This is a genomic window from Deinococcus arboris (assembly GCF_009755355.1).
Taxonomy (GTDB): Bacteria; Deinococcota; Deinococci; order Deinococcales; family Deinococcaceae; genus Deinococcus; species Deinococcus betulae.
In genome coordinates, this window is record NZ_WQLB01000026.1 from 37,064 (window position 1) to 61,631 (window position 24,568).

A 24,568-nucleotide genomic window follows, 5' to 3' on the forward strand; every position below is an offset into this window, starting at 1 on the left:
CCGGCCAGCCCCAGGGATGAGGGGGTTAGTCGGCGGCTTCGCGCAGGGCTTCGCTGAATTGGGCGCCCACAATGGCGGCCACCAGTGGCGGCGGCACGCTGTTGCCACACATGCGCACCTGCGAGGCCTTGCTCAGGGGCGTGCCCTTGATCGAGAAGTCAATGCTGTAGGTGTCCGGAAACCCCTGGCAGCGGTACAGCTCGCGCGGTTCGAGCATCCGCATCCCGATGTCCCAGATGACATACTTCTCGCCGCCCACCACCAGCGTCACCAGCCCCTGCGCGCGGTCCTCTGCCAGCACCTTCTCCAGCGCCTTCGGGCAGAACTCGGCCAGGAAGGCGTACACCCGCCGGGCGCCGCGCCACGTCTCTTCGTCCAGCCCTGCCACCAGGTGCGTGCTGATCACGCCGTCCTTGACGCAGCTCGTCAGGCTGCCCAGGGGCGCGTCTACCGGCCGGGCGTCACTGGTCCCGAACTGCCGCAGCACGTGCACGGTTGTCAGCGCGTGCCGGTTGCCCGTGGTCACCGTGGCTGCTGGGGCGTCCAGGCCTTGCCCCCGCCCGTCCCCCTCGGCGCTCTTGTCGCCGTAGTAGGTGCTCAGGTGCGCGGTCATCAGGGCGTAGCGGTCGCGCGTGCTCACCGTGCGGCAGGGCTCGGCCAGCGACTGCGCGTCGTTCGCGGCGTTGTATTGCACCAGGGCGGCACTCACCAGTGCCTGTGGGCCACCCTGGGCCAGGATGGTGCGCGCGGGCTCATCGGCCGCATATCCCGCGTGTTCGGGCTTCAGACCTCCACCGTTGTGCCGCACGATGTGCGCGGCCACCACACCGAAGACACTGCTGGCGCCGGGCCGCTCGGTCTGGCCACCGGCACAGATGGTCCCAATCGGCGCGTCTGCTGGGTTGCCCACGGCGCCGGTCACAAACTTCGTGATGTGCGCGACCGCCAGGCGGGCTCCATTCGCCCCCGTCGTCACCGTGGGCAGGGGCGCGTCCACTGTGCCGCAGCGGGGCGCCTGCCCGTCGCGCTCGCCGTACCGGGGGGCCAGCAGGGGCGCCACCAGCAGGTGCCGGTTGCCCTGGGTCGTGATGGTGCTCAGCGGCCCGGTGACGGCCTCTGCCCGGTTGTCGAACGTCATGGGCGCCAGAAAGGGCGTGACGACCCCGGTGCCGTGCGCGGCTGTGACCGTGATGCTGGGCTGGGTCACAGGCTGCTGGCGGCTGTTGTGGCCCCCGTGGTTGCACTGCACCAGGAACGGTGTCTGGGCGCCGAGCACGAACTTGTTCACGCCCATCGCCACACGGGTCAGGGTCTTGGGTTCCAGGTCCTTGCGGCGCCGGGCGTGCTGCTCGAAGATCGTGCGGGTGGGAATGGACCAGTCAATGCAGCTGGCCGCTGTCTTGACCGGCAGACGCCCCTGGCCGTGGGTGGGCTCGGGCCAACTGATCGCCTTGCCGTCGCGCCGGGCCACGAGGAAGAAGCGCTCGCGGATGGTGGGCACGCCGTATTCGTCGGCGCGCAGGGTGCGGTACTCCACCACGTAGCCCAGCTGCTCTAGGCCGCGCACGAAGTGCCGGAAGGTGCGGCCCCGGTAGCGGGGGCGCTTATCGGCCACCAGCAGGGTGTGGCCGTCGGCGTCGGTCATGATCGGCCCGCGTGGGCGCTGCTGCTTGGCCATGCCGCGCTTGAAGCGCCGGCACTGCTTGCCGCGCCGCTTGGGCTTGTTTGGCCAGGGCGCCTGAATCTTCTTGACCTTGCCGTCGGGCTGCACTTCGGTCACGCCGCGCTGGGCGACCAGCCTTCCCCAGTGCTGAAAGTCAGGGACGTTTTCGAGCACGATGACATCGGGCCTGACCTTGCCCGCCCACTTCTGGCCCACCCAGGCGAGACTGCGAATCTTCTGGTCAAGCGGGCGCCCGCCCTTGGCGCGGGAATGGTGCTTGCAATCGGGACTGAGCCACAGCAGCGCGACCTCTGCGTCTCCAACCGCTTCTTTCGGGTCCACCTCGAAGATGTCGCTCTGGTAATGGCGGGTGTTCGGGTGGTTGTGCTGGTGCATGGCGATGGCTTCTTCGTCGTGGTTGATGGCCACGTCGGGGCTGCGGCCTAGGGCCAGCTCAATGCCCAGGGAGACGCCGCCGCCACCGGCAAAGAGGTCCACGATCTTCTTGCCGGCGATGTCGTCACTCCCCAGTAGATAGGAGAACAGGGTGTCGCGGGCGCTGGGCGTTTTCGGTGTCTTCTTCATGGGACCTCAGGCGACCTTCGGGTGGTGGGGGGCGCGGGCCCGGGCCAACGCCTGGCGCTCGGCGAGACCGTGTTCGCGTTCACTCCGAACGACCCATTGCTTGACTGAAACTGCCGTTTTGGACAGTTGATGAGAGAACAGGGCTGGGATCACAGGTCGCCGCCTTCGAACAGCGAGACCTGCTGCCGCGCCTGCTCGAGCTCCAACGCCGCTGCCGCCCGTGGGTTAATCCACAGCACTTCCACCCGGCCTTGCCCCTTCTCCGCCGTCGTGCGCCGTTCCACTCGCGCCCAGTCCACCAGCAGGTCGTCATACAACTCGCTCGCATACCCACTGAGCAGCACCAGGCCTTGAAACGACAAGAGCGTTTCCAGCAACTCGGTGTGGCTCGCCTCGTCAAACATCTCTTCGGCGTAGAACTTCTTCCACTTGCGGGTCTTGCCGAGGTAGGGCGGGTCCACGTAGGCCAGGACATCCGGGCCGTTGATGCGTCCCAGCAGGGTCACAGCGGGCAGGCAGTCAATCTGTGCGCCACGCAACCGGGCGGCCGTGGCGCGAATCCGGTCTGGCACCCCGTCCCACTGCCGGGTCACGTTCTTGGTCGCGCCGCCTTGGGGCCCGGTATGCCGCCAGCCGCTGCGGTACGTGCCCCGGTGGGCTGTACCCCCGTAGGCTTGCCAGTGCCGCACCAGAGTCCGGCGGGCGCGTTCCAGTGGATCCGTGGTGAGGTCGTAGCTCTCGTTGTATTCCTCACGGGCCCAAGGCGTCAGTTCGATCAGTTGCGCGAGGGCTTCGGGCTGCTCGCGCAGGGTGCGGAAGAGGTGGACCACCTCACCGTCCAGGTCATTGAGGTACTCGCTGGCACTGGGCGGCTTGTTGAAGAACACGGCGCCGGAGCCGAAGAAGGGCTCCACATAGGTCTGGTGGGCGGGGATGTGGTCAATGATCCAGCTGGCCAGCAGCCATTTCGCGCCGGGATAGCGCAGGACGGGGGCGGGGATGGTCATTGGCCACCACCAAGCGCCTGACGGCCGACCCCGAGTGCGGGCCGCTCCGGCTCGCCCAGCACCGCCACGCTGGCCATCGCGCGGTGCAGGCGGGCAACTTCCTCCGCCGTCATCGCGCTTGGGCGCCCACTGGGTGGCCCGGCCAGCTCATGGGCCAAGCAATACGCCCTTGTCGCCTCCTCCAAATGCTTGGCCAGGCCCTTGCGGTGCCGCGCGAACTCCGCTTTCAGCTGAACGTGCTGCTCGGCTGTCGCCTCAAACCACAGCGCCCGGCCTGACTCCTTCCGGTAATTTGCGACGCCGCTGGTCTGCGTCACCATCGCCCACAGCTGAACCAGCAGCGTTTCCTCGTGCTGGTTCTTGATGCTGTACGTGTCGTAGACGCGGGGCTGCGGAAAGACGTCCTGCTGGGTCAACCCGAACTCCGCCAGGAGCCGGTCGTACTGGGCCTGCGCCGCCCGCTTCTCGCCCCCCACGCCCCGTTCAGCCAGCGCCTTGAGTTTCTGGAGCTTGGCGCGGACGTCCTCGGGCAGTTTCACAGCGCCTTCACCCGGCCCTTCTCCACGCTGCCGGGCATGGTGCCCAGGCCCAGCAGGCAGACCAGCACGCTCAGCACCAGCAGCAAGGCATTCACCCCCAGCCAGGGCCGGCCCGCTTCTACCAGGCACACGGGAAACACCAGCACGCCCGTCGCCCCCAGGCCCGCGCAGGCCTCGCCATACGGACGCAGGGTGCGGCGGGAAAACACCCGCAGGCGGCGCACGAATCGCCGGGGCCGGTGGGGCAAGCGGGCATGGGTCAGTCGTGGGGCAACGGTGGTCATGCGCCCACCGGGGTCAGCGATCCATCCGGCTGCACGTCATAGACCGCCACATGCCCGGCATATGACTGGGCATCCTGCGACATGGTGGCGCTCAAGCGTTCCCGCAGATCTGCGGCAAACCCCTGCGCCTTCTCCTGAGCGACGCCGCTCTCGACCAACGCGTTCACCAAGGTCAGCAGCGCTGCGTCCTCAGCCAGCACCACGATTTGGGTGTCATCGCCGCCCGCCAGCACGTCCTCACGGGGCACGCCCCAGTCGGCCGCCGCCTGGCCCACGATGTCGTCAAGCGAGACAAACGGGCCGGCCCAGTTGCCTTCCCCAATGTTCAGCAGGCACCACAGCGGCCCGGTGAAGCCGGGAGCCAGGGCGAGGATGTCGGCGGCGGTCACAGGCTGAGCAGGCAGGGTCGTCATGGTGGGGTCTCCAGGGGTGAGGGGGCGAAGGGTCATCGGCAGCGGCGGCAGGGGCGTGAACGGGGCGAGGTCCCGGCCCTCGATCAGGGCCAGGCGCTCGGCTTTGAGGTGCATCAAGTCGTCGAACAGCAGCGCCGCCTGAGCCAGGGTGGTGTCCGGGGCACTCAGGGCCGCCTGCGTCTCGCGCAGCTCGGCGGTGAGGGCTGACAGCGGGCTGGGAACAGCGTCCGGCAGCGCCCGCTCGGCCAGCCGCACCCCCGCCTTACGAGCAGGCCGGCGCAGGCCCAGGGCCAAGAGCAGGGATGAAAAGTGGGGCAGAGAGAGGGTCATGCCGAGCCGTCCGTGCGTGTTGGGGGCAGGACATGCGCGACGGGGCAGCCGTCCACATGTGTAAAGCGTCCGCTCCAGTCATTGCCCTGGCAGATACGGCAGAACACGCTTCCCGTCTGCCGTTGACCGAGCACACGGTTCATCAAGCGGTGCTGCATCTGCGCGGGTGTCAGCGGTTTGTCGCTCACAGCGCCACCACCAGGGCATGCGCGTACAGCCGCTGCACCCGCTGACTCAGGCGCCAGTACGCCCGCGTGTGCGGCTGGGTGCGCGCGAGCAGGCGCTCAGCGGTGCGCAGGGCCTCCCGCGTGGCGTGCAAGGTGCGCGGCATCAGCCGTTCACCTCGTCTTTCAGCCGTTGCCCCGCGTGCTCCTGCGCACTCTCGTAGGCATCCCGCGCACAGGCTGCGCAGGTGGCCGCCGTGTGCGTCTTGGCGGTCTCACCGGGGGCGGTGACGGTCAGCGTCACGTCGCGGCCCCGCCCGCCCCAGCGCACGTCGTAGCCCCGCTCCCGCAGGTCCTCCACCTTCCGGTCCGCACTGGCGCTCGCCGGCAACCAGGGGCCGGGCGTGCTGGGGCCGGTCACGCCGCTGCCCCCAGCTGCCACGTGTCCAGCGCCCCATGCCACGCGCCCCTGGCCACCAGGAACCGACTGTGTGCCCGCATATACGTGTCCCAGGCCTCATCGGTGTCCTGTCCGTTGTGATGCGCGTCCAGGTACCCCAACCACGCCTGCGCCCGCGTCGTCGCAGCGGCGGTGTAGGTGGCCTCGGCTTCAGTAGCAGCCACCTCTAAGGGGTCGGGGGTGGGAGCTGGTAGGGCGCCCAGACCGTCACTGGCAATCTGAAGATCACGGGCAAAGGCTTCCCGCATTTTCTTGTAGCTCTTGGCCACGGCCTTGATGTTCCTCGGCATCCGGCCCACGCGGAGAATCCCGTCCTCGCCCCGGTTGATCTCGATGCCCAGACCGCGCAGGCGCACGACCACGTTGTGACCGGCACGCAGCAGGGCCTGGTCGGTGGTATCGGGTTTGACGTGGCGGCCGTCCACCCACAGCAGGGCATCGGCCAGGGTGCTGAACTTCAGGACGCACTTGGGACCCACGGGGCCGATGACAGGCACGTCGTAGCCTTGGCCGGTGGTCAGCTCGATGCCACAGCAGGCGCAGGCGACAGCAGCGACTTTCGGGAAGCGGCTGGGCGCCTTGACCGTGCGGGCGCGGGGGGCTTGAGCAGGGGATACGGGGTGCGGCATAGTGGACTCCTCGTTCCCCCCTCCCCTTGGATTCGCTGACCGGCGTTTTGGGGTGGGGGGATCGCCTTTGGGTGGCCCCATCGGTTGACGAGACTATAAAATGATTTTATATTTATTTCAAGTTCTTAAAACTGGTTTAGAGGATGAAATGTCTGACGCAAACACCACATTCACTACCCCAGCGTCCTGGGACCGTCTCCTCAACACGACTGACCAGCCGTTGAATTTGGCTGAGATGCTTAGTTCGGTTCCAGCTGCTCTGAAGGCTCGCCGAACGCTGCAACTTGTGATGACCACGGGCAACCCCGTGGCCATCGCAGACGCCATTTCAGAACTTGAAAAGTTCAAGGACGAGCCTGTTGCTGGGGTGCGTCTAATGGCTGCGGTTGCGCTTCGTCACTACCCTCACGTCCTCGCTACACAAGACGCGCCATTAACCAGCCTTGACCCACTCGCTATTGAAGACACCTGTGACGCGGCCTTTGCACGGGGCATGGCGCTGGGTGAAGCACAGCAGATCACCGAGGCGCTCGCCTATCTACTGACGGCGCTCAAGTTTGCAGAAGCCCTACAAATGGAATACCGTGCTCAGCACATCGAGATGGAAATTGGCCGCCTGCACACTGTGTTAGGTGACCCTCAGCCCGAACGGATCATCAATGCGATGGGGCGCCTTCCGCTCTCGGCCCGTCGCAAATACTGGGGAGAGCGCCTCCTGGCGTCTGCCTACATCGCGCAGGGCGACTACGCGGCAGCAGCTATCCAGCTGGCGGGTCAGAACAGTGATCTGGGGGGATTTACTGCTGTCCTTTTAGGGCACGAGGGCTCCTGTCCAGACGGCCCGTTTGCAGGACCGACTACAGCTCTTGCTGCCTTGCGCAGCGGAAAGCCATTCTCTGCGCCACCCATACCAGGACACAGCCTGCAGGCGGACTACAGCGCCTTGTTCCGTGCATGGGCCATGCTGCGCACCCGCGCCATGGCCAGTCAGGCGAGAAATCTCCTCATCCATAGGCCCGTGCGGGTAGCCGATCAACGAGCGCACCGCGCCGCCGCACTCATTCAGGCCAATGCAGTGCAGTCTCTGGACGACGACATTGATCACCTCATCGTTGAATTCAACAATGCTCTGGCTCAGATGCCAGTTCGAGAGCACTTTCTCCGACTATTGCGAGCAATACAGCCGGATGCCTATGTGCTGCTGGGAATGCTCCCAGGTATTCACCAAGAGGTCGCTGAAAGCTTGCCTGAAATTGCCATCCTTACGGGGACAGCGATCACCTACCGCCATACCATCCATAAGCTCCCTGGTCGAGATGGCGGAGGGGCTGTCCTTGTCCGCGCCGCAGCCACTGGGCAGACTGGTCCTGAATCAAGACCTCATCCCAACGCACATCAACGTATTCGGGCCACAGTTACGTCGCTGGAAGTTAGTGGATTCGTAAACCTCGGGCATGCCATTAGGGCCCTCGCTGCATTCCGGTCTGGTGCCCGTACCAGTCGTCAGTCCGTCTGGACTGAGGCGCTAGACCGCGCGCTCTCATGGGTGGATAGCACGGCGCTTCGCGAAGACCTACGCCCCCACCTGGGGCTCTAAAGTCACTTGCCATCGCATTTTAAGTGCAGGTCACCTACGCTTGAGCCGTGAAGAACTTCCTGGTTATGGCCGCTATTACGGCCCTGCTTAGCGGCGCCGTCCTGGCAAAACCTACGGCTCCCTTTCAACCCAAACCGCCCAGTCATCACCTGAATGACCCGTGCGCTGAGTGCTGAAAGAGGTGACGAGATGCGCCGGTTCCACCTGCGTGGGAACTGGCGCATCGTGATGCATGTTCTGGTCTAAGCCTAGGTCCGTGCTAAACTACGTGTCCCAATGGGGATGACCCGGTTTCGACGGGGTTGGCCGAGCGGGACGTTGCGAGCCGAGGATGATCGTGGGCCTCGTTAATCATCGATCAAAGCCTTTAACTGGCAACACCAACAGCACCACCTACGCCCTCGCTGCTTAAGTGAGGCAGTGACCAGAAAGCCCGGCTATTGGCGTTCTGCGAACTTCTAAAAGATAGCTAGCTTGAGCCGACGCACCTGAGCACAAGCGAAATTTAGGCGCTGGGGTCAAAGGAAGCGTGTTCTTGCGCGTCTGAGACCTGAGATCTAAACCAAGGACTACGCTCGTAGAGACCAACGCCAGGTGACTTCGGACGGCGGTTCGACTCCGCCCATCTCCACCACCCGCACCAGACCCTAGGGTCTGGTGCTCTTCATGTGGCCAGCGTCCGGCCCAACTCGGTGGCCAGCGCCTGGAGGGCGGACGCAAGGGCCGGCGGTGACTCCTGAACGAACAGTGGCACTGGTGTTTCGGGCAGCTCAGCCAGGACCGCCCGGACTGTCGCCTCATTGGCCAGTGACCCCTCTAGCACCACCACCCAGCCATTGCGCGCCCGACGTGTGGCTTGCCACACCTCCAGCGTGCTCCCGGCCAGCTGGACTGACCAGCCCTCTTCGCCTTTGCCGCGTACCCGACCAGCCACCGCCAGGTCGTGGGCCACCTGCTGCATTGGGTCAGCGCGCGGCGCCCACAGGCAAGTCAAGGCGATACCGCGTTGCTGCGCTCGCTTCAGAATTTTGCCGGTCAGGTCCCGCAGATCTTGCCGGTTCCAGGTGGCGCCTGCCTGGTCGTGCCGCCCCAGCAGGCCAGGCAAGCTCTGCGAATCGGTATGGATCTCCAGGCCCGCACCATTGGGGGTGTGCCGCAGCGCCATTTTTACGGCCCAGAGTTCGGCCACCATCACGTCACCGGTGTCGAGCATGCCCGAAAAGCGCCGCTCCGGCTGGCCAGGCATGATTACGCCCCAGCCCGCGCCGCCGGGCACCACCGCCCCGTCCGTATGTGCCACGACCGTCACGCTGGCTCGCCGTACAGCGTGCCGGCTGGGAGGTCTCCGGCAGCGATGTCCCGAAGGGCGGCGCGGGCCTCGGCCGCCTCGGCCACGAGACCCAGGGCCTCACTCAATCGCAGCCGCGCGTCCCAGAGCGCTGCATTCCAGGGAGTGAGTTGAACGGCGCGCCGGTACCAAACCAGAGCGTCGTCCGGCGCGTTCCCTTCCAGTTCGGCCGCGCGAGTCTCGTACACGGCGGCGGCCCGCTGCGCCAGGCGCTCACGCATCTCGCCGGCCCAGCCCTCTTCTGCCGCCCCGGACAGAAACGGGCCTCGCATCAGGGAGAGGACCATCTCGGCATCTGTCGTGCTCAGCAGCCCCCGAGCGTCTAGCTGAATGTCGGCGCTGTCAGTCACCCGGTACAGGCCGCCCTGCGTGTTGGCGTCAGTGCCCAAGAGCGTCAAACCTACGGCCTTTTGCAGGTCTGCCTTCGCCCGGTGAATCCGCGCCCGGCCATCATGCGACCGAGGGGCCAGCAGGGCGCCCAACTGCTCAATACTCGTGGGCCCGTTGAGCACGAGGTAGACCAGCAACTCAACGGCCAGCGACGGCGCTTTAATCGCTATCCCGTCCACTCGAATGGCCCAGGCGCCGAGCGTGCGTATCTGCACACGTGGCGCGGCAGGCTGTGCGGGAACCTCAAGTAAGGGTTTAAACACGTCGGGGTGAATGCCCAGGCGCAGGGCCTCCCGGGCCGCGCGCCGGAACTGGGGAGGGCAGAAACGCAGCACTGCGGCTGTCCCTAGTGGGTGCCGGCCATCGCCCACGCGCCGGAGGATGTCTGCGACCGGTTGGCCCAGGCGTAGGCGCGCCTCAGCCTCCAGATAGTCGAAGAGGATGCTGCCCCAGAACATGCGGATGTCGTTTGCCTCTCGTTGGGTGCGAACGCGATCAAGCGCCTCCAGGGCAGCGTCCGCATCGCCCCGGCAGAGGCTGCGAACCGCATGCGCGGCCGCCGTCCAAGTGACATTGAGGTCGGCCTCGGAGGCTGTGGCCAGCGCCTCCTGCAGTGCCGCCTCAAACCGCTCTGCCTGGTTGGCCGCGACCGCCGCCAGGTACTGGCAAATCCGCACCCTGGCCCATGTGTGATCGCCCCGTGCCTGAAACAGCTCGGCTGCGCGCTGATACTGGTCAATGGCGTCAGCCGGTCGGCCGTCAAACACCAGCTGGTCGCCCGACTTTTGCGCGGCTTTCCCCTGCAGGTACGGGTAGGCGTCCGCCTGCGTCTGAAGTTGCGCTACCAAGGGACGCGCGTCCTCGGTCTGCCCCAGGTCAATCATGGCCTCAATCAGACTGTCGAGCACGATCAGGCCCTTGTTCACGAACCCCATTGAAAGCGCCATCTTCAACAGGCGTGTGCCGAGGGTGACAGCCTGCGCGGTCGTGTCCAAGTGTTGGGCCAGTGCCCAGAATTCGACGGTCTGGGCTGAAATGAGCAGTGACGGATCGTTGGCTGTTTCGGCCATCGCGCTCGCCTGCCGAGCGGCCGTCATGGCGTCGGATACGCGCAGCGTTTTCAGATCGAGGGTGGCCAGCACCCTGAGGAGTTGCGCGCGCTCATAGGGCGTTTGCGCCGCCCGCAGGCCCTGTTCGGCCATCGTGCGGGCTTGGTCGAGACCGCCCTGCCGGAAAGAGGCGAATGCCAGCCCTAGATACGTGATCGCTGTTTCCTGGCCTGTGCCGAGTTGCTGGCTGAACAGGGCCTGCGCTTCCTGACCACGGCCGATTTCACCATAGGCGAGGCCCAGGAAGGCCGTCAGGTCGGGTGGTAGGCGATCTTCAGGAAACTGTGCCAATGTCTCGGCGGCCAACCCCCACGCGGAGTGCCGCGTCCAGTTGAGCAGCAGATGGTCACGCACCAGCTGAGCCGCCCAGGCGTCCTGCCCAGCCCGGAGGGCGTGATTCAGGGCGCGGTAATGGTGGCCGGCCTCCGCCGCCTGCTGCGCCGCGTGCTGATGAAGACTGGTGTACAGCGCACCGTCCCGAGCCAGGATCTGGTCAAGGGCGTCGGTGACGAGCCCGTGGGGCCGGACGGCAGCGCCCTCGGTGGTCACAGGAAGGCCGGCCCGGCTCACCTCGCGCAGCCAATCTGGCGCCGGCGCCAGCCCCAGCCACTGGGGCGTCTGGTTGTCCCACAACGGCACCACGGCGGCGCGCAGCACCAGGTCGCGCAGCGGAGGCGTCATGCGGCTCAGGAGGTGTTCCACCATGTCCGCCGTATCGCCCTGCCCACCTCGCGCGGTCACCAATGCCAGGGCTGCGGCCCAGCCGTCCGTCTGGTCCTGCAACTGCTGCGCAGAGGACAGATCATGCGCCCCAAGGTTGACCAGAAAGGCCTGGGTATTGTCCAGATTGAAGCGCAGCGAATCAGCGCCCAGTTCCCAGGCTTGGCCGGCGGCAATGAGGCGGATAAGGTTCAGGTGACTGCCGGGCGTGGTGCTGACGACTGCGCGGTGCCAGGAGGGCAACTGCTCAAGAACCGTGGCCAGCAGCGCCGCCGAGCTGGCGCTGAGGTGCTCTGCGTTGTCCAGCACCAAGAAGAGATCATCTGGCACGGCGCTTAGGTCAGCCAGCAAGGCGTCTGAGAATGAGTCCGGCCCCAGGTCGGCCTGCCGCGCCGCTGCCCACTCTGGCGCGGCGTACCCTGCACCCTGGAGCGCGCGAGCCACGAGGTCCCCCAGGGTGCGGGGGTCGGCCGCGTCCCGGGTGACCCGCACCCAGAGAGGCACCTGCTCGGCCTGCCGGGCCAGCTGTGCGCTCAGCACGGTTTTGCCGTAGCCAGAAGGGGCAATCAGCAGCAAAATCTGCGCGTCACTTCTGACGCGGTCAGTCCGGGGAATCTCACCGCGAACCGGAGAGGGAAGCTGACTCCGGCGTCTGGAATGGGGCATAGCTGAAGATAGGCGAGGGCGAGGCGAAAAACCATGTCCCACACCCACTTTCAGCCATTTTCAGCGGGGGTATTTAGGGTGGGTATACCCTTATGCCCCTAACCTTGAAGACTGCGGTGACGGCCAGTGAACTACAGTTTCTCCGAAAGGTAGCGCCGTTCGCGGCACAGCCATTCTTCGGGCGGTATAAGTTGAAATTTTCCTGTGAATCGACATGTGTCAGCGTGGCGAATGCGCTTAGAACACTGCGGGAGCGGCCGTTCTGAATTGACCAAGAATTACGGCAGACGCAGGTAGAGCGTCCTGTTCAGCAAGCCAATATCGCTTGCCAACCTGTGCGAGTAGCAGGCCGGCGCGCTCCTGAGGGTCAACTGTTATCAGTACGGGGGGTGAGATGATCCACTCACCCTTAACAATGGAATCAATCGTATGTGTCGTGTAATGAGCCATGCCTTCGGCAGGTGGCCCCATTGGTGCAGGCCGAGTTGATCGCCAGGATTTGCGATCCTCATCGGGAATTTCAAAAAAGCGCCACGCCCATGTGTCGCTGACATGCATGGCATCCAGTAATTGCGTGATGTTACTCGGTCCCATCTTGCCAATATCGGTGGTACCTCGTATGTAGTTACCGAGCATCGCCGCGGAGATGCCAGACAGTCGAGAAAACTGGGCAGGCTTGAACTCATGTTCATGTAGCCAAGCCGACAGACGCTCTCCTCGGCGCTTTGCGATTTCCGGAACCTCGGTCGCCTGTGCAACTCCATCTGATTTTTGCCCTGCCCGACGACCTGCCATAGTCGCACTATAAACTGATTTTATATATGTGCCAGAAAGTACAAGCGAATTGAGCGCTGATGTGACTATATTTGGCTGAAAGGATTTTATGCTCTTGCGCTGAATATAAAATCATTTTAGTATTAGGACATGAAAGCTCCGCGCCAGATTGACCCCGTCAAGCTGAAGGAGGCCAGAGAGAATGCCGGTGACGGCAGTAAATCTTCAGCAGCAACTGCTGCAGGGTTAACGTGGCAGGGCTACCACCTTTGGGAGCAAGTGCCTGGCCGCCGCAGCTTTGACTGGAACAAATTTAGAGCCCTTTGTGACTATCTCGGCGTGAGCCCTGAGGCAGTCACAGTGGAAATCGAACCAGAACCCGCCTCACCCCCCGCGCAGGCCCTCGCATGAGCGGGGCGCCAGAGCCAGCTCTGAGCCTGTGGGAGGCCTCGCGCCAGTACCGGGCCGCCGTCGAACCCTTGTCCGGCTTGCTGAAGGCCGCCGAGCAAGCCGTGCGGGACGCCCGGGCGCGGGGCCACCAGAACGGGACTCACGGCATGCTGCGCGCCACGCACAAGACCGACGAGGCCGTGGCCACCCAGAAGGCGCTGATCGAGCAGGCCGCCCGTGCCCTGCGTGTGGCCGCCCTGGCCAGCGAGGACCGGGCCGTCGCCCCCACGCCGGCCCCAATCCCCGTGACGGATTACGCGGCCCAGGCCGCCGCGCTGGAAGCTCAGGGGGCGGCATATCTGGCGGACATGAACAGCCAGCCCACCACCAAGGACGGCCCCTGGCGTGCGCTGCTGGAACTAGGTGAAGCCTACGGCGAGCAGGCCAAGACGTTGCGGCGCATCGCTTTCTGGACCACCGAACTGGAGCGGTGCCGGGCGGAAGAGACGGGGGCCGGGGCATGACAGCCACTCGGACCTTCCTGATCAATGCCCAGGGGCAATGCCCGTACTGCCTGGAACTGGTCAGGAACTGCCACTGCGCTTGGTGCACGGTGTGCGGGCGCCATGACAGCCGCTGCCGGTGTGGCACCTGCTCGAGCTGCGGCGGCCCCGCCTCAGACTGCCTGTGCGAGGCGCCTGTGTTCGCGGTGACCGGCAAGCACTTCGGCTACGGTTTCGAACTGATCGCTCCCAGCGTGCCGGCCAAAGCCCTGCTGCTAGGCCGCGCGAAAGCCAAGCGGGGCCAGCCATGACCTCACCAGTCGCGGTTCGTGGGCTTCTTCTTGTTCCGGGCGTATTGCACGTAGACCTCGGTGGTCTGCGCACTGCTGTGGCCCAGAAAGTCGCGGGTTTCGAGCAAGTCCAGCGTCTCTTCGTACAGGCGCGTGCCCGCCGTGCGGCGCAGCCCGTGCACCGTGCGCTTGGCGTACTCCACGCCCGCTTGCTTGCACAAGCGCTTCATGGTGTATTCCGCCCAGTCCGGACTCGTGGCCCCCAGCAGCGCCGGACCCCAGCCGGGCGTCATGTCCAGCCAGCGGCGCAGCGCGGCCTCTGTGCGGCGCGAGAGCGGCACCTCTCTGGTCTTCGCCCCCTTGCCCAGCACATAGACGGTCGGCGGTTCCTCCGTCATATGCAGGTGGCTGCGTTGCAGGCCCATGATCTCGCTGACGCGCAGGCCACAGTCGGCGCCCAGGAGCACCACGACGGCCTCTTCGGCATTGGCTACGCCCAGCAGGGCACTGATCTGGTCCTGGGTGTAAAGGCGGCCCTTCTGGTGCTGGGGTGTGGCGTCCGCGACCGGGCGCACGTCGCGGAAGGGGTCACTCTCTGTGGCGCTGCACCAGCGCAGGGCTTCGTACAGGGCCTTGCAGCTGGCGAGGTGCCAGCCCACGGTGCTGCGGACGCGGCCGTTGGCTTCCAGGTACCGGATGTAACTGAGCCCGGCGTCTTTGTGGGGCCGAGTGATCATCACGCCCGCCTGTTCGGTCCAGGTCCAGTACATCTCGTAGGCCTGGCGGTACTTGGTCAGCGTATTGGCGCTGATCTTGGCGCCGCGGCGGCTGTGCAGGACCAGGTGGGCGAGGACCAGAGCCCAGAGGCTGTCGAGGTCCCGTTCCTGAATGGCCCGGAGTGCTCGCCGTCGCTTCTCTTCGGCCGGAAGCCCCGCCACCTGCTGGGCGTTGGCCTGGAGATGCATCCGGGCTTGCATCAACGCGAGGGTCATGGAGGGGAGGGTAACACGGGGCTTTGGAAGAGTGCCGGGCTTACCAAGTCCGGGGAAAGCTGCATTTCCCCGCCCCACCTGATTACTCGAAATTCACCTTCTTTCTCTCGGAGGTCCACCCCATGAAACCCACCTGGCTCCTCCTGACCTTCTGCCTCGCCTTCACTCTCGGCACCCGCTTCGAACGCCGCCGCCTCACCACCGCGAACGACCGCGAAGCCGACGCCCTGATCCGGGCCATGCCCCCCAGCTGGCGCCAGCACTACCGGCCTCAGCCCTTGCGCGCCTAACCCGTCCGCCGCCCCCTTCCCCGCCCTCTCACCCCAGGAGCTCCAGATGTCCGACAAAGCGCCCGCACTGAATCACAAAACCCTTGGCGAACTGGAAGTCGGCGGCATCGGCTACGCCATCGACATGGCCATCGCCGAAGCCATGGCCGACTGCGCCCGCCGGCCCACTCTCGACAGCGCCCGCACCGTCACCATCGTGGTCAAGTTCCGCCCCAAAGCCAACAGCCTCGACCAGGGCCGCCCCGGCCTGAACAACGTGGGCGTGCAGGCTGCCGTGAAGCTCACCAAGCCCGCCCAGTCCGGCAACGAAGAGTTCCTCAACGTCCACAGCGGCGTCAGCACCACGGGTGAGCCCATCACCGAAGCCACCTTCTCGCAACTGCCGCTGCTGCGGCCTGGGAGCAACTGATGTCACACCTCGACAAGAACGCCATCACCGAAGTCGAACGCCTCACCAAAGAAGCCAACAGCATCCTGAGCCCCTCTGTCCGGCCCGGCCAGCTGCTGCTGGTGCGGGGCCTAGACGGCACCCCCTGCACCTTCCGCATTCCCCTGGACGTTCAGGACACCGCCCTGTTCGATCTGGCCAGCCTGAAAGCCAAAGCTGACCACGAAGCCGCCGAGTACGTGCAGGCCGCCTATGTCAGCGACGATCAAGCCATCCTGGTCTGCGAGGACGGCGATCACCGCTGGACGGCCACGCTGAAACTGCCCCTGCATCCCCTGTATCAATACGTTCAGGCCTGGAAGAAGCCCACGGGCTATAGCCAGAAGCAGCTCGTGCGGCTGCTGAGAACAGAACTGCATGACCACATCGACCCCAGCCTGGCCAACACCTTCGCCAGCCTGAAGTTCACGAACAACCAGGAAACCGCCGTACAGGTCCGGCCACTGAGCAACGCGCTCGACAGCCGCATCCGCCAGCAGGTGGCCCAGGACAACGGCCAGGACGCGCCGGAGACGATCACGCTGCGCGGGCCGGTCTACGACATCGTGGAAGGGCGCGAGACCGAATACGAGTTCACCGTCTACGTGGAGTACGACCACGACAGCAGCCAGTTCATCTTGCAGACCGTGCACGGCGACTTGAGGGAAGCCCAGGAGCAGGCAATTCAGAACCTGATCGTGGACCTGACGCTGCATGCGGACAGCCGCTGGCCAGTTCTCTACGGCCTGCCGAAGTAAGGCAGCCTCTCATGTTGGCGGGGTGAGTCGGGCGCCCGCTCACCCCCGCCCCAAACTGACCCCCTGACCTCACCCCACACCTGCACGAGCCGCTGCGGCGGCAGAGGAGTAAATCATGACCCAGCCAGCCACGTCCCCCATCCATACGCCTTACGCCGGCCCGCTCCCCATCAGCCTGGAGGACTATCTGGCGGGCAATTCTCGCCGACATATCCGGGTCCACCGCTACACCCCACTCGAACCCCAAGAGAACGGCGAGCAGCGGTATGTGGCCTTTGTGTACAGCGAGGAAGGCTGGGCACTGTCCTCACACCGCGTCGCTGGTGACACCCATCAGAAGTGCGTGAACGCCCTCTACAAGCGCGGCGACCTGCTCCACGTCACCCCGCGACTGAACGAAGACAAAACCAGATTCGTCTGACCCCGCCGCCGCAGAGGCCCGGCCAAGGCCTCGCTTGGGGGTCCACCTCCACCACCGACCCAGGCGCGCAGGGTCAGCGATGCGCAAAGAGAAAAGGCCCGAGGGGTCGAGTCCCAGGGGCCGCCTGCGTAAGGAGCAGAACGTGACCAGCATACAGGACACCGGCAGTAACGACTACATCCTGATTGAGAAGCTGGAGGGACCAGCAGGCACCGCCTACCGCTGGAACCGCCCCGGCCGCGATGAAATCGGCCTCAGCACCGACCGTTGGCTGATCGGCCTCCCGGAACTTGATGAGCGCAGTGTCGAAGATGACGAGAACCCCAGTACGGGCGTCTTCGTGTTGGAAGCCATCCTCAGCGACCATAAGGTCTGGGCGCAGTTCAAGGGTGTGCTCCCCCGCTACGACAACCCCTACCAACTGACCCTTTGCGAAGCCTGCGAGCCGGATGCGGACGCTAGCAACCCTGAGAGCGCCTACAACTTGGCCGACCCCTACCTGGGTGATTACGGCTCAGACCTTGCCGTTTTACCCCATTTGCTGAGGATCTGGGCCGAAGAGCTGGTCCAGGGTCGCCTTGACCCCTTTGGCGGACCAGTGGGGGGAACACCCCTTGAGCAGTCTGAGGGATATTTCTCTGGCCTCTTGACCCGTGCGGAGATCACCGCCCATGCCTGACCTCATCCCTGCACAGCAGGATCAGGCCGGACTGGGCGCCCTCATCCCCCTGCGCGAAAACCAAGGCGCCTATTGGATAGATGCCCGCCTGCTCCATGCGGCGCTGGGCAGCGGCACGCGCTTCAGTGACTGGATCACCCGGCGCCTGGCCGACACGCTGGCCACTGAAGGCGAGGACTTTCACTCAGATCTGAGTAAAACCCCCGAAGGTGGGCGCCCAGCGCACCAATACCAGCTCAGCCTTGACCTCGCCAAAGAGATTGCCATGTTGGAGCGCACCTCTCGGGGCAAAGCCATCCGCCGGTACTTCATTGACGCCGAGCGGGCCCTGCGCGAAGGCACACCCACCCCCACGCTGCCGGTCCTTACCCTGCCCACCGACCCCATTGAACTGCTGGAGCTGAGCCTGCAAGGCATCCGCCAGAACCAGCAGGCGGTACGGGCGCTTCAGGACGCCACAGCAGCCCTAGAAACACGCCTGGATAACACGCCTATCCTGATGTTTCCCGAGCAGGAAGGGACGATCAAGGCGCTGTGCCAGGAACTGGGCAAAGTTATGCCCGGAAGTTACCCGGCGGCGTACCGCGCCTTTAAGGCGCACTTTGGTCAGGCGGGCGTGCCGATGGCGAAGTACAGCAGCTTGCCCACGCGCCGCTTTGACGAGGCCTGCGGCTACCTGCGCGGCCTGATCGCTGAACACAGCCGGGGGCGCTTGCTGGGAGGCCGGGGCGCATGACCACCCTCCCCTTCTCTCGCAACGCCCCGCTGACGCCTGTGCGGCTGCTGGAGGCCCTGTGCGCGGCCCGGCCGAACGAAGCCCAGCTGGGGCCACGCGAAGGCCGCCACGAGCTGCTGAGCCCCGAACAGCTGCCCGGCGGCACCCTGTACACCGCGCGGGAACTGACGCTGTTGGACTGGGACTCGGGTGCCGACCTAGCCGGCCTGCTGCTGCGGGATACCCCTGACCCCAAAACCGGGGAATACCTGGTGGAGTGGAGCGCCGAGCGCGAGACCTGCGCCGTTTTCGGGGCCATCTGGCGCCGCTGCTGGGACCAGGGCTACCGCCTGACCACGGTGTGTGAGCCCTGCAACCAGGCGACCACTATGGCCACGCAGGACGTGACCGCCATCGTGCAGGGTGACGGGCACACCATCAGCACCACCGCCACCCACCCCGCCCTGGCCGCCCTGCTCGCCTACGCCCAGCTGGTCACCGGCCTGCGCCTGCCCGCGCCGAAGCGTGAGGGATGAGCGCGGGGATGGAAGCGGTCGCCCTGGGGAGCGTGCTGGGGTGCCTGGTGTATTTCATCGCCCTCAGCCTGCACCTCCGGGCACAGCGCAACGCGGCCCGCGCCACAGTGCAGGAGCAAGCTCAGGCACTTGAGCTGAGCGGTGAGCGGCGTGACGCCCTGGCGGCCGACCTCCGCCACGCCCAGGCTCTGGCCCACCTGTACGCCGAAGAGCGGGATGACGCGCTGGACTGCAACCAGCACCTCTTTGACGCCCTGCAGGCCGAGCGCGCCCGGAATGCGCCCGTGCCCGCGCCGTTGCCGACGTGGAGGGAGGCGTGAGCCGTGGCCGCCATGACCGACGAGGAGCAGGTGCAGTTCGCCCGCTACCTGCGCCAGCACATCCCGAAGCTGGCGGGGCAGAAATACCACGCCCTCTACACCTTCACGGAGTACGCCCGGCAGGCGCTGGGCCTGAAACGGCTGCTGCACTGGCGGGGGTTGACCAAGGCGCAGGCCTCGGCCGTGCTGGCCGCCTGCCAGGCCGAGTACCCGCACAAGGTGCCGGGGCAAGTGTGATGGCACGCGGGTTTGACTGCTATGCTCAAGGTACTTCCGCTGGCCAACGTGAGACAGGCCCACGGGAAACCCCCAGAGTTGGTCTGCGAAACCGCGTCTGGGGGCTACAAAAACCCGAATCCCGTGTTGTTTTAGATCGCTTCCGCTTGAGCAGCGGCGGCATACGCCTTACGCACACTGTACGCGGGTGTGCGGGCTGGGTCAACGGACCCAGTGGGGTTGACGTACCCCAAGGGCGCGTTGGAGCCCAGAGATGAGCCGCTTACTGATCAATGAAACCCCCCTCCAGGTGCTGCCCAGCCTGGCCGAAAAGATCGGGCTGAACGAAGCCATCTTCCTGCAGCAGCTCCACTTCCTCAGCCTGAATTGCCGCCTGATCGGGGGCCGCCGCTGGTACAGCATCAAGGTCGAGGAATGGTGCCGGACCTTCAAGTTCTGGAGCAAACGCACGGTCGAGCGCATCATCACCAGCCTCCGCAACCAGGCCCTGATTGAGACCACGGATGAGTTCAACCGGGACGCAGATGACCGCACCCTCTTCTACGCGGTCAATTACGCGGCCCTGGAAGAGCTGGAATTTCAGGCCGAAAAACCCGCGCCCAGCGCAGTCCGCCAAAGTGGCGGAGTCCACCCAGACGATGAAAATCAGGGGGGGTATCAGGAAAACACTGTCCCAGCGGAGTCCGCCAAGTTGGCGGAAGGCGTGGCGGAGCCCCGTGATGTACGGGCGGAGGGCTCCGCCAACTTGGCGGACTCTTCCTTATTAAAGATAAAACCAACAACACCAACACCAGAGGCGATTGAAGCGCGCGCAGCGCTTGCTGGTGGTGGTGTTGCTGGTGTCTTTCAAGAATGGATTGATCACCTGGGCTTCGGGCCAGGACCGGCCCTGAATCTCACCCTGAGTCAATGGGCGGCCTGGACCGATGAAGGCCTGGGTGCGGAACTCAAGGAAGCCGGTGTGAGTGTGATGCTCATGGGCAACCGCGCCACTGACCCTTCGGCACTGCTGAGGGCACGCATGGAGCGTCAACGGACACAGAAGGCCGCAGATGTTGCGCGCCGCGCCGAGCGGCAGCGGTTGCTGAATGTGGGCGCCGATCAGATCTCAGAAGGGGCGCAGTTTGTGACGCCGGCCGGCCAGGTGGCCACGGTGGACTATGTGGACTCTGGGTATGTGTTCTGGCGAGAAGCGAATCTGGCTGAGGCGGCAATTGGCCTTGTGTGCTCCTGGGAGCGCCGTGGAGGGGCCGCGTGAGCGACTTTGATGGTTCTACCCTTGGCCCGCGCGTGCCGCCCCATCACAGGGCTGCTGAGGTCAGCGTGCTGGGCAGTGTGCTGCTGGACCCCGATCTGGTTCGCAACCCGGTTCTGGTCACGCTGAACGAAGAGGATTTCTATTTGGAGAGTCACCGGCTGATTTGGCGGGCTATTGGGATTCTGGCCGGTCAGGAGATTCCGGCCGATCTCACCACCCTGTCTGCTCAGCTGACTCGGACAGGTGATCTGGACAATGCTGGGGGCCTGACTTACCTCATGGGACTGGCCGATGAAGTTCCGACGGCGGCCTATGCCGAGCATTACGGCCGGATCGTTCTGGAGCACGCTCACCGTCGGGCCCTCATTCGTCATGCGGGAACGGTTATGCGGCACGCCTACGCCGGCGATATGGCGCTGGAAGACATCCACACCCTCGCCACCATCCCCCCCGCTCTTGAATTTGGCGAGGATGATCAGAGTGTGGCGGTGGGCGACGCCATGCGTCAGGTGCTCCATGAAGCCGAAACGGGCACGGGTAGCCGTGGCGTCAGCACGGGCCTGAAAGACCTCGACGGCGCTCTTGGGGGGTTGCAGCCTGGCCGTCTGTATGTGGTGGCGGCGCGGCCGGCGATGGGCAAGAGCGCCCTGGGCTTCCAGGTGGCGGCCTATGTGGCGAAATCGGCTGGTCGAGTGCTGGGGTTCAGCATCGAGATGCCGGCGACCGAGATCAGTGCTCGCCTGCTGGCCGCAGAGGCCAAGGTCAACATGGGTCGCCTGGGAGTTAACCGGATTGGGGACGCGGCCCCTGGTGAAGCCCTCACCGAACGGGACCGTCAGCGCCTACGCGCGAGCACGGAGCGCTTGGCTGATCTGCCCTTCCGTATCCTGTCGAAAAGTAGTCTGCGCCTGCAGGAACTGATCGGTGAAGTGCGGCGCGCGCATGCCCGTGAGCCCTTGAAACTCTTCATCCTCGATTACATCCAGCTGGTGCAGGTGTCCGGCCGGTCTGCTGACAACGCGACCGCGCGGGTCACAGAAGTGACGACGGCCCTCAAAAGCCTGGCGCTGGAATTGAACATCCCGGTGATTGCGCTGTCTCAGCTGAACCGTGGTGTGGAGCAGCGGGCAGACCGGCGCCCTATACCGTCTGACCTGCGCGACAGCGGCAGCATTGAGCAGGATGCGGACGTGATTGTGTTCATTTACCGCGATGAGGTGTACAACCCCCAGACCGATCAGCAGGGCGTCGCCGAGCTGATCATCGGAAAAAACCGTAGTGGCCCTATTGCCACCGTCAAAGTGACCTGGCAAGCCCCGTTCGTGCGCTTTGATGACTTGGCCTACCGGAGCAGCCATGCGTGAGCTGACCCCCGAACTGGCCCTATTCTGGGCCACCGAGTTGGCCAAGCTGACCGGTGCCGAGCGCGCCACTACCCTGGCCACCCTGCAGCAGCACTATGGCCCGAAGGTGGAAGCCCGGCTCAAGCGGGCGAGGCGGGCGGCATGACCCGGCTCACTGCTCCCGCGCCCGCACGGCCAGCCCTTCACGCTATTCCCGGTCCCGCAGGTACGCCCGCAGCGCCGCGTCCACCACTTCCCAGTCCTTCATACGGTGCCGCACCGCGTAGAGCTTCAGGGCCTCCACCGTGGTGCTCGGCAGCAGCGTGCTGTACTTCTCCTTCTCCGGCTTTCCAGCATTCGTCTTCCCCTGAATTCCTGAATTCCCGGCTTCCTGGGAACCTGTCTTCAGGGCTTCCTGACTTCCGGAGGTCGGCTGTTCAGGGTCCCCAGGATTCTGGTCTTCCTGAATTCCTGAATTCTTCTCTTCCGGTATTCCTGTTGTCTGGAGTTTTTTCAGCGCGCTGCCGTACTTCACGAGAGAATCTCGCGCAGGACCAGTTCGTAATCCATGCTGGCCAGCTTCGCCCGTTGGTCCCCCCGCACCGCCCGCACCGGCACGCCGGCCAGCGCTGCCTTGTTGAAGGCGCTGGCCCGGCGAATGTCGCGGGCAAACACGGGAACCCCCATCTCCATCAGGGCGGCCCGCGCCTCGTGCCCGTCGGTGCTGGGGGCAGGCGGCACGTCCGTAATCAGCACGCGGAAGTTCTCCACCCCCGCCTGAATCAGCGGCGCCAGGGTGCGGGGCAGGGCGCGCAGGCTCAGGGCGTCGGGTTTGGTCGGCACGATCAGCAGGTCCACCGTCTGGGCCAGCCCCAGCAGTTCGCTGCTGTCCTCGCCGGCCTTGGTGTCCAGCACCAGGTACTCGACGCCGGCCAGGTCCACCGCCCCGAACGTCTCCAGCGACACCACCTCGCAGGGCAGGCCCTCGCCGGCCGCGTGCCACTCCAGGGCGCTGGCGGTCTTCTCGTCCCCGTCCACCAACAGGGTGCGGCCTTTGGGGGCCAGCAGGGCGGCCAGGGTGACAGCGGTCGTGGTTTTGCCCACGCCGCCCTTGTCGTTCGCAATCGCGATTCGTAACACAGGCCGCATTGTCCTGGCTTCCTGAAGCCCCGTAAACCCGTTTTCCCGAAGCCCTGAATTCCTGAAAAGAGGAAACCCTGATGCCAGGAACGAAGAAGGACCGAAAGGAGCTGAGAGCCATGACCGCCGCCCGATTGGACGCGCAGCAGGTTAAACCCCTCGAATTCGAGGAGGTTGGGGAAGTTGACGAACGGGCTAAAACGGTCGAATTCGACCAGTTTAAAAAAGCCGCGCCCCCCACCGTCACTCACCACACCCCGGAGCACATGGCGGTCAGCCCGCCTATCCGCGCAGCCACTGTGCCCCTGACCGCCGCCCGCCTGAACCTGATTGACCGCGCCGCTCTGGACATGACCCGTGACCTCCTGGTGGCCCTCGGCCTGCCCTGGTTGACACCGGCGCGGGCCAGGGAGGTCGGGGCCGCTGCGCGCGCTGGGGCTGTGGCGGCCCTGGGGGGCACGGAATGAGCCCGGATGACATCGGCCTGGACCTGGAGGCTGCCTACAACTCCGCCACGCCGGAAGAGGTGGCCGCCCTGCTGCGGGTGCGGGCCACGCTCGCCGAACTGGACGAACACGGCCCGAACGCCGACCTGGAAGCCCGCCTGCGCGTGGAACGGGACGCCCTGCGCGCCCTGGGCCTGAACCCTGAGGAGGTCTGACTTATGGAACTACCATTCTTCATCGCCCTCGCCGTCGCCACGCCCCTGGCCGCTCTGCTGCTGGTTCTGTGCCGCATGGCCGCCCCCCAGACCCCCGAAGCCCAGGCCGCGGCGGACGCCGAGCAGATGGTGGCGCAGAGCGGGCGCGGGGTGGATGACGACACGATGCTGCGGGTGTTCGGGGGGGAAGGGCTGTGAAAGTCCCCGCCATCCCCTTCGACGTGGCCCAGCCGCCCTCATTGGTCGAGGTGATGGAGGCCCTGCAGGTGCAGGGGTACGACTACACCCTGAAATGGCGCAGCAGAAAAGGGAAATTCCGCGCCATGGTGTGGCATCCGATGTGGGCCGGCCTCCCCTCGCAGGGTCGCCCGATCAAATACCACGTCCAGCCTGAAATGGCGCTGGCGCTGGCGTGGGCGGCGGCGCTGGCGTGGTACGGGCGGCATGCCCACGTGGCGGGGGCGGCGTGACCCGCGCCCGGACGATTGAGGACGCGGCGGCGGGCCTGCTGCCCCCGGTGCTCGTGGCGTGCGTGCGGCAGCGCACACCGCTGGGGCCCTTGCCAGACCAGCCGCACCTGCGGGCGCGGGCGGTGGGCCTGACCCGCGAGTTGCTGGTGAGCCTGCTGCAGGCCCTGTGGATGAATGAAGAGGCGACGGCGCGGCGCCTGGCCGTAGAGGCCCAGCTGGTGGTCCGGCGGCACCGCCTGACGTTCACGGAGATCGTGACGGGGCGGGTGGCATGAGATACGGGACCTTCAGCACGCGGGCGGAGGCCGAGGCGTATCTGGAGCGGATCATAGACCCGGCCCGCCGCGCGCAGGCCCGCCAGAACCTGGGCCTCCCCACGGGGCCAGCCAGCCTGCCCGACACCTATCTGCCGGCCAGTCACAGCAACGGTTACCTGACCGAAGCCCTGTTCCAGGGGGAT

The 24,568-nt window shown here is 65.5% G+C and carries 35 protein-coding genes and 1 other RNA gene; 22 read left to right on the forward strand and 14 right to left on the reverse strand.

The window, feature by feature from the left end:
• Positions 1 to 25: 25 nt before the first annotated feature.
• The 8 genes from GO986_RS16350 to GO986_RS16385 form a co-directional block, all read right to left on the reverse strand.
• Complete coding sequence (locus GO986_RS16350; protein ID WP_157460375.1) at positions 26 to 2,248, reverse strand: DNA cytosine methyltransferase; 2,223 nt, start codon at positions 2,246 to 2,248, stop codon at positions 26 to 28.
• Between the two features lie 149 nt (positions 2,249 to 2,397).
• Entirely contained in the window at positions 2,398 to 3,255 is an 858-nt protein-coding gene (locus GO986_RS16355) for a DNA adenine methylase (RefSeq protein WP_157460376.1), read from the reverse strand.
• On the reverse strand, positions 3,252 to 3,794 hold the full coding sequence (locus GO986_RS16360; RefSeq protein WP_157460377.1) for a hypothetical protein: 543 nt from the start codon (positions 3,792 to 3,794) through the stop codon (positions 3,252 to 3,254). The genes GO986_RS16355 and GO986_RS16360 overlap by 4 nt, the downstream gene beginning before the upstream one ends.
• Entirely contained in the window at positions 3,791 to 4,078 is a 288-nt protein-coding gene (locus tag GO986_RS16365) for a hypothetical protein (protein WP_157460378.1), read from the reverse strand. Before GO986_RS16365 ends, GO986_RS16360 begins: the two co-directional genes overlap by 4 nt.
• Positions 4,075 to 4,821 (reverse strand): hypothetical protein, encoded by a 747-nt coding sequence (locus GO986_RS16370; protein WP_157460379.1) that lies wholly within the window; start codon positions 4,819 to 4,821, stop codon positions 4,075 to 4,077. Before GO986_RS16370 ends, GO986_RS16365 begins: the two co-directional genes overlap by 4 nt.
• A 184-nt stretch (positions 4,822 to 5,005) precedes the next feature.
• A complete protein-coding gene (locus GO986_RS16375; protein ID WP_157460380.1) occupies positions 5,006 to 5,152 on the reverse strand; it encodes a hypothetical protein in 147 nt (48 codons plus the stop codon).
• A complete protein-coding gene (locus GO986_RS16380; protein ID WP_157460381.1) occupies positions 5,152 to 5,406 on the reverse strand; it encodes a hypothetical protein in 255 nt (84 codons plus the stop codon). Before GO986_RS16380 ends, GO986_RS16375 begins: the two co-directional genes overlap by 1 nt.
• On the reverse strand, positions 5,403 to 6,074 hold the full coding sequence (locus tag GO986_RS16385; RefSeq protein WP_157460382.1) for a hypothetical protein: 672 nt from the start codon (positions 6,072 to 6,074) through the stop codon (positions 5,403 to 5,405). Before GO986_RS16385 ends, GO986_RS16380 begins: the two co-directional genes overlap by 4 nt.
• 100 nt (positions 6,075 to 6,174) lie before the next feature.
• Here GO986_RS16385 and GO986_RS16390 point away from each other — a divergent pair, with 100 nt between their 5' ends.
• Entirely contained in the window at positions 6,175 to 7,671 is a 1,497-nt protein-coding gene (locus GO986_RS16390; RefSeq protein WP_157460383.1) for a hypothetical protein, read from the forward strand.
• Positions 7,672 to 7,949: 278 nt separating this feature from the next.
• Positions 7,950 to 8,305: a transfer-messenger RNA gene (gene ssrA, locus GO986_RS16395) on the forward strand.
• A gap of 30 nt (positions 8,306 to 8,335) precedes the next feature.
• Here ssrA and GO986_RS16400 read toward each other — a convergent pair.
• The 3 genes from GO986_RS16400 to GO986_RS16410 form a co-directional block, all read right to left on the reverse strand.
• Positions 8,336 to 8,980, reverse strand: a complete 645-nt coding sequence (locus GO986_RS16400) for a ribonuclease HI (protein WP_157460384.1) — start codon at positions 8,978 to 8,980, stop codon at positions 8,336 to 8,338.
• Entirely contained in the window at positions 8,977 to 11,904 is a 2,928-nt protein-coding gene (locus GO986_RS16405; RefSeq protein WP_157460385.1) for an AfsR/SARP family transcriptional regulator, read from the reverse strand. The genes GO986_RS16400 and GO986_RS16405 overlap by 4 nt, the downstream gene beginning before the upstream one ends.
• Before the next feature lie 237 nt (positions 11,905 to 12,141).
• Complete coding sequence (locus tag GO986_RS16410; RefSeq protein WP_157460386.1) at positions 12,142 to 12,699, reverse strand: helix-turn-helix domain-containing protein; 558 nt, start codon at positions 12,697 to 12,699, stop codon at positions 12,142 to 12,144.
• A 129-nt stretch (positions 12,700 to 12,828) separates the two neighbouring features.
• On the opposite strand from GO986_RS16410, the gene GO986_RS16415 reads away from it, so the two are divergent.
• Both GO986_RS16415 and GO986_RS16420 read left to right on the forward strand, forming a co-directional pair.
• Positions 12,829 to 13,089, forward strand: coding sequence for a helix-turn-helix domain-containing protein (locus GO986_RS16415; protein ID WP_157460387.1), 261 nt, complete (start codon positions 12,829 to 12,831; stop codon positions 13,087 to 13,089).
• Entirely contained in the window at positions 13,086 to 13,592 is a 507-nt protein-coding gene (locus tag GO986_RS16420; protein WP_157460388.1) for a hypothetical protein, read from the forward strand. The genes GO986_RS16415 and GO986_RS16420 overlap by 4 nt, the downstream gene beginning before the upstream one ends.
• Positions 13,593 to 13,884: 292 nt before the next feature.
• Here the strand turns inward: GO986_RS16420 and GO986_RS16425 are convergent, their stop codons facing one another.
• Positions 13,885 to 14,853: a tyrosine-type recombinase/integrase gene (locus GO986_RS16425; RefSeq protein ID WP_157460389.1), complete on the reverse strand. Its 969-nt coding sequence runs from the start codon at positions 14,851 to 14,853 to the stop codon at positions 13,885 to 13,887.
• Positions 14,854 to 14,975: 122 nt separating this feature from the next.
• Here GO986_RS16425 and GO986_RS16430 point away from each other — a divergent pair, with 122 nt between their 5' ends.
• The 12 genes from GO986_RS16430 to GO986_RS16485 all read left to right on the forward strand — a co-directional run bounded on the left by GO986_RS16430 (position 14,976) and on the right by GO986_RS16485 (position 22,003).
• A complete protein-coding gene (locus GO986_RS16430; protein ID WP_157460390.1) occupies positions 14,976 to 15,143 on the forward strand; it encodes a hypothetical protein in 168 nt (55 codons plus the stop codon).
• A 46-nt stretch (positions 15,144 to 15,189) separates the two neighbouring features.
• On the forward strand, positions 15,190 to 15,552 hold the full coding sequence (locus GO986_RS16435) for a hypothetical protein (RefSeq protein WP_157460391.1): 363 nt from the start codon (positions 15,190 to 15,192) through the stop codon (positions 15,550 to 15,552).
• On the forward strand, positions 15,552 to 16,328 hold the full coding sequence (locus GO986_RS16440; protein WP_157460392.1) for a hypothetical protein: 777 nt from the start codon (positions 15,552 to 15,554) through the stop codon (positions 16,326 to 16,328). The genes GO986_RS16435 and GO986_RS16440 overlap by 1 nt, the downstream gene beginning before the upstream one ends.
• Before the next feature lie 115 nt (positions 16,329 to 16,443).
• Positions 16,444 to 16,749, forward strand: a complete 306-nt coding sequence (locus GO986_RS16445; protein ID WP_157460393.1) for a hypothetical protein — start codon at positions 16,444 to 16,446, stop codon at positions 16,747 to 16,749.
• A 142-nt stretch (positions 16,750 to 16,891) separates the two neighbouring features.
• Entirely contained in the window at positions 16,892 to 17,428 is a 537-nt protein-coding gene (locus GO986_RS16450; protein ID WP_157460394.1) for a hypothetical protein, read from the forward strand.
• On the forward strand, positions 17,421 to 18,164 hold the full coding sequence (locus GO986_RS16455) for an antA/AntB antirepressor family protein (protein WP_157460395.1): 744 nt from the start codon (positions 17,421 to 17,423) through the stop codon (positions 18,162 to 18,164). The genes GO986_RS16450 and GO986_RS16455 overlap by 8 nt, the downstream gene beginning before the upstream one ends.
• Complete coding sequence (locus GO986_RS16460) at positions 18,161 to 18,679, forward strand: hypothetical protein (RefSeq protein WP_157460396.1); 519 nt, start codon at positions 18,161 to 18,163, stop codon at positions 18,677 to 18,679. The genes GO986_RS16455 and GO986_RS16460 overlap by 4 nt, the downstream gene beginning before the upstream one ends.
• 8 nt (positions 18,680 to 18,687) lie before the next feature.
• Positions 18,688 to 18,999 (forward strand): hypothetical protein, encoded by a 312-nt coding sequence (locus tag GO986_RS16465; protein WP_157460397.1) that lies wholly within the window; start codon positions 18,688 to 18,690, stop codon positions 18,997 to 18,999.
• Between the two features lie 3 nt (positions 19,000 to 19,002).
• A complete protein-coding gene (locus GO986_RS16470) occupies positions 19,003 to 19,236 on the forward strand; it encodes a hypothetical protein (protein WP_157460398.1) in 234 nt (77 codons plus the stop codon).
• A gap of 253 nt (positions 19,237 to 19,489) precedes the next feature.
• On the forward strand, positions 19,490 to 20,494 hold the full coding sequence (locus GO986_RS16475) for a hypothetical protein (protein ID WP_157460399.1): 1,005 nt from the start codon (positions 19,490 to 19,492) through the stop codon (positions 20,492 to 20,494).
• Positions 20,491 to 21,858 carry a replicative DNA helicase gene (locus GO986_RS16480; protein WP_198170750.1) on the forward strand — a complete coding sequence of 456 codons (1,368 nt, stop codon included), beginning with the start codon at positions 20,491 to 20,493 and terminating at the stop codon, positions 21,856 to 21,858. The genes GO986_RS16475 and GO986_RS16480 overlap by 4 nt, the downstream gene beginning before the upstream one ends.
• Positions 21,851 to 22,003, forward strand: a complete 153-nt coding sequence (locus GO986_RS16485; protein WP_157460401.1) for a hypothetical protein — start codon at positions 21,851 to 21,853, stop codon at positions 22,001 to 22,003. The genes GO986_RS16480 and GO986_RS16485 overlap by 8 nt, the downstream gene beginning before the upstream one ends.
• 42 nt (positions 22,004 to 22,045) lie before the next feature.
• On the opposite strand, the gene GO986_RS16490 is transcribed toward GO986_RS16485, so the two are convergent.
• Both GO986_RS16490 and GO986_RS16495 read right to left on the reverse strand, forming a co-directional pair.
• Positions 22,046 to 22,372, reverse strand: coding sequence for a hypothetical protein (locus GO986_RS16490; protein ID WP_157460402.1), 327 nt, complete (start codon positions 22,370 to 22,372; stop codon positions 22,046 to 22,048).
• Positions 22,369 to 22,986 carry a ParA family protein gene (locus tag GO986_RS16495; protein WP_157460403.1) on the reverse strand — a complete coding sequence of 206 codons (618 nt, stop codon included), beginning with the start codon at positions 22,984 to 22,986 and terminating at the stop codon, positions 22,369 to 22,371. Before GO986_RS16495 ends, GO986_RS16490 begins: the two co-directional genes overlap by 4 nt.
• 110 nt (positions 22,987 to 23,096) lie before the next feature.
• On the opposite strand from GO986_RS16495, the gene GO986_RS16500 reads away from it, so the two are divergent.
• The 6 genes from GO986_RS16500 to GO986_RS16525 all read left to right on the forward strand — a co-directional run.
• Positions 23,097 to 23,444 (forward strand): hypothetical protein, encoded by a 348-nt coding sequence (locus GO986_RS16500; RefSeq protein WP_157460404.1) that lies wholly within the window; start codon positions 23,097 to 23,099, stop codon positions 23,442 to 23,444.
• Positions 23,441 to 23,638 (forward strand): hypothetical protein, encoded by a 198-nt coding sequence (locus GO986_RS16505; RefSeq protein ID WP_157460405.1) that lies wholly within the window; start codon positions 23,441 to 23,443, stop codon positions 23,636 to 23,638. The genes GO986_RS16500 and GO986_RS16505 overlap by 4 nt, the downstream gene beginning before the upstream one ends.
• Before the next feature lie 3 nt (positions 23,639 to 23,641).
• The gene (locus GO986_RS16510) at positions 23,642 to 23,836 is read left to right on the forward strand and encodes a hypothetical protein (RefSeq protein ID WP_157460406.1); all 195 of its coding nucleotides are present in this window, start codon (positions 23,642 to 23,644) and stop codon (positions 23,834 to 23,836) included.
• Complete coding sequence (locus GO986_RS16515; protein ID WP_157460407.1) at positions 23,833 to 24,108, forward strand: hypothetical protein; 276 nt, start codon at positions 23,833 to 23,835, stop codon at positions 24,106 to 24,108. Before GO986_RS16510 ends, GO986_RS16515 begins: the two co-directional genes overlap by 4 nt.
• Positions 24,105 to 24,383, forward strand: coding sequence for a hypothetical protein (locus GO986_RS16520; protein ID WP_157460408.1), 279 nt, complete (start codon positions 24,105 to 24,107; stop codon positions 24,381 to 24,383). The genes GO986_RS16515 and GO986_RS16520 overlap by 4 nt, the downstream gene beginning before the upstream one ends.
• A partial coding sequence (locus GO986_RS16525; RefSeq protein WP_157460409.1) for a hypothetical protein occupies positions 24,380 to 24,568 on the forward strand: 189 nt, incomplete at its 3' end. The genes GO986_RS16520 and GO986_RS16525, both read left to right, overlap by 4 nt.

Coding starts and splice junctions, on each gene's coding strand:
- GO986_RS16365 (WP_157460378.1), bottom strand. CDS start 4,078: ATGACCACCGTTGCCCCACGACTGACCCATGCCCGCTTGCCCCACCGG.
- GO986_RS16460 (WP_157460396.1), top strand. CDS start 18,161: ATGACCACCCTCCCCTTCTCTCGCAACGCCCCGCTGACGCCTGTGCGG.
- GO986_RS16475 (WP_157460399.1), top strand. CDS start 19,490: ATGAGCCGCTTACTGATCAATGAAACCCCCCTCCAGGTGCTGCCCAGC.
- GO986_RS16405 (WP_157460385.1), bottom strand. CDS start 11,904: ATGCCCCATTCCAGACGCCGGAGTCAGCTTCCCTCTCCGGTTCGCGGT.
- GO986_RS16455 (WP_157460395.1), top strand. CDS start 17,421: ATGCCTGACCTCATCCCTGCACAGCAGGATCAGGCCGGACTGGGCGCC.
- GO986_RS16350 (WP_157460375.1), bottom strand. CDS start 2,248: ATGAAGAAGACACCGAAAACGCCCAGCGCCCGCGACACCCTGTTCTCC.
- GO986_RS16510 (WP_157460406.1), top strand. CDS start 23,642: ATGGAACTACCATTCTTCATCGCCCTCGCCGTCGCCACGCCCCTGGCC.
- GO986_RS16375 (WP_157460380.1), bottom strand. CDS start 5,152: ATGCCGCGCACCTTGCACGCCACGCGGGAGGCCCTGCGCACCGCTGAG.
- GO986_RS16435 (WP_157460391.1), top strand. CDS start 15,190: ATGTCCGACAAAGCGCCCGCACTGAATCACAAAACCCTTGGCGAACTG.
- GO986_RS16440 (WP_157460392.1), top strand. CDS start 15,552: ATGTCACACCTCGACAAGAACGCCATCACCGAAGTCGAACGCCTCACC.
- GO986_RS16500 (WP_157460404.1), top strand. CDS start 23,097: ATGACCGCCGCCCGATTGGACGCGCAGCAGGTTAAACCCCTCGAATTC.
- GO986_RS16385 (WP_157460382.1), bottom strand. CDS start 6,074: ATGCCGCACCCCGTATCCCCTGCTCAAGCCCCCCGCGCCCGCACGGTC.
- GO986_RS16465 (WP_157460397.1), top strand. CDS start 18,688: ATGGAAGCGGTCGCCCTGGGGAGCGTGCTGGGGTGCCTGGTGTATTTC.
- GO986_RS16390 (WP_157460383.1), top strand. CDS start 6,175: ATGATTTTATATTTATTTCAAGTTCTTAAAACTGGTTTAGAGGATGAA.
- GO986_RS16485 (WP_157460401.1), top strand. CDS start 21,851: ATGCGTGAGCTGACCCCCGAACTGGCCCTATTCTGGGCCACCGAGTTG.
- GO986_RS16420 (WP_157460388.1), top strand. CDS start 13,086: ATGAGCGGGGCGCCAGAGCCAGCTCTGAGCCTGTGGGAGGCCTCGCGC.
- GO986_RS16425 (WP_157460389.1), bottom strand. CDS start 14,853: ATGACCCTCGCGTTGATGCAAGCCCGGATGCATCTCCAGGCCAACGCC.
- GO986_RS16355 (WP_157460376.1), bottom strand. CDS start 3,255: ATGACCATCCCCGCCCCCGTCCTGCGCTATCCCGGCGCGAAATGGCTG.
- GO986_RS16430 (WP_157460390.1), top strand. CDS start 14,976: ATGAAACCCACCTGGCTCCTCCTGACCTTCTGCCTCGCCTTCACTCTC.
- GO986_RS16410 (WP_157460386.1), bottom strand. CDS start 12,699: ATGGCAGGTCGTCGGGCAGGGCAAAAATCAGATGGAGTTGCACAGGCG.
- GO986_RS16505 (WP_157460405.1), top strand. CDS start 23,441: ATGAGCCCGGATGACATCGGCCTGGACCTGGAGGCTGCCTACAACTCC.
- GO986_RS16445 (WP_157460393.1), top strand. CDS start 16,444: ATGACCCAGCCAGCCACGTCCCCCATCCATACGCCTTACGCCGGCCCG.
- GO986_RS16370 (WP_157460379.1), bottom strand. CDS start 4,821: ATGACCCTCTCTCTGCCCCACTTTTCATCCCTGCTCTTGGCCCTGGGC.
- GO986_RS16495 (WP_157460403.1), bottom strand. CDS start 22,986: ATGCGGCCTGTGTTACGAATCGCGATTGCGAACGACAAGGGCGGCGTG.
- GO986_RS16415 (WP_157460387.1), top strand. CDS start 12,829: ATGAAAGCTCCGCGCCAGATTGACCCCGTCAAGCTGAAGGAGGCCAGA.